2 protein-coding genes are annotated in these 1,454 nt (G+C 58.4%); one reads left to right on the top strand and one right to left on the bottom strand.

Translation table 11 applies throughout. From position 1 onward, the window contains the following. Positions 1-159: 159 nt before the first annotated feature. Positions 160-489: a 30S ribosomal protein S20 gene (rpsT, locus tag NW837_RS10440; protein WP_414331315.1), complete on the bottom strand. Its 330-nt coding sequence runs from the start codon at positions 487-489 to the stop codon at positions 160-162. Positions 490-576: 87 nt separating this feature from the next. Here rpsT and NW837_RS10435 point away from each other — a divergent pair. Next, positions 577-1,454, top strand: an 878-nt coding sequence (locus NW837_RS10435) for an FG-GAP repeat domain-containing protein (RefSeq protein ID WP_414331313.1), incomplete at its 3' end; no start/stop codon positions are given.

The following is a 1,454-nucleotide window of genomic DNA, read 5'->3' as shown; positions in this document are numbered from 1 at the left end:
GGACACCTTGAGCTTGCAGGAGACGGTCAGGACTTGGGTCATGGTTCTATCATAACTTCCGCATTCCTCCCGGCACTGACCCTACGGGTACAGTGCGAGGCTCCTGCGATTTCTAGCTGAAATCCCGCACAAGCACCACTTCCGAAGCAGCAGGAGAAGTCAATCACGCCCACCCAAAGCCTCAGCCTGGGATTTTTCCGAGGAAGCCACAGACAGCTTCACAATCCGGGCCAGCCGAGCCTTACGACGAGCGGCTGTGTTTTTGTGCAGGACGCCGGTTTTGGCAGCTTTATCAATGCGGCTGAAAGCAGCACTCATCGCCGCCTGGATTTCCTGCAGAGTTTCTTGCTGTGGGTTGGCGGCATAGGCAGTTGAGAGGGAGATCACTTTCTTCATCAGAGCGCGCACCATGGCTTTGGTGGCTTTGTTGCGCAGCCGATTCCGCTCTGCGATCTGAACGCGCTTGATGGCAGATTTGATGCGTGGCATGGTTGAAGGGGAAGTTCCAGCGAAGATCCAGCATACCATCAGAGCTGGAAGCTCCACCAGTTCCTATTGTTCTCCGATGGGATCCCCATGTTCCAAGATTGCAGCTCGCAGATCCGCTTTAACCCACCTGCCCTTTTCTACGGGGTTGCCGCTTGCGATTTGGATCGGGATGGGGCCTTTGAGCTGTTTGTGTGCGGGTTCCGCGGCTCCAATCGAGTCTTGAAGTGGGATGGGCAAACCCTGGTGGATCAAGCAGACGACACCCTGGCCGATGCAGGGCGCATGGCAATTGGGGTGGCTGCCGCCGACTTTGACGGGGACGGGCAGGAAGAACTTTATGTCTTGAACACCGATACCTTCGGCGGGCGCAAGCGCTTTGGGGATCGCCTCTTCGACTGGCAGGGATCTCGCTGGGTGGACCTGTTCTCCCTGCCGCAAAACCAAGATGCCCTCAACTTGACGGCAGGTCGCTCTGTAGCTTGTGTGGATCGTCTTGGCCAGGGGAGCTATGGATTTTTCGTAGCCAACTACGGCGGCCCTATGCGCCTCTACGAGTTGGGCCCTAACCAAATGATCGCCGATGTGGCGCCAGAAGCGAGACTCAATCGGGTGACGGGCGGGCGGGGGTTGGTGGCCGTGCCCTTGGTCTCGCAGCGGATGGACATTTTTGCCGTCAATGAGCAGGGACCTAACTTTCTGTTTCGCAACCGGGGAGATGGCACCTTTGAAGAGATTGCCGCTGAGGTGGGCCTAGCAGATCCCGACGAGCATGGGCGCGGCGTGGCAGCGGTGGATCTGGATGGGGATGGACGGCTGGATTTGCTCTACGGCAACTGGGAAGGCCCCCATCGCCTCTGGATCCAGACCCCCAGCGGTTTTTTTAAGGATGTAGCCCCCCCTGAGCTGGCCAGGCCCTCTCGCATTCGCACGGTCATTGCTGCCGACTTCGACAACGACGGCTACCC

It is taken from the genome of Synechococcus sp. R6-10 (assembly GCF_047461815.1).
In the GTDB taxonomy this organism is placed as follows: Bacteria; Cyanobacteriota; Cyanobacteriia; order Thermostichales; family Thermostichaceae; genus Thermostichus.
This window is presented reverse-complemented; position numbering and strand designations above follow the sequence as displayed.

Coding starts and splice junctions, on each gene's coding strand:
- rpsT (WP_414331315.1), bottom strand. CDS start 489: ATGCCACGCATCAAATCTGCCATCAAGCGCGTTCAGATCGCAGAGCGG.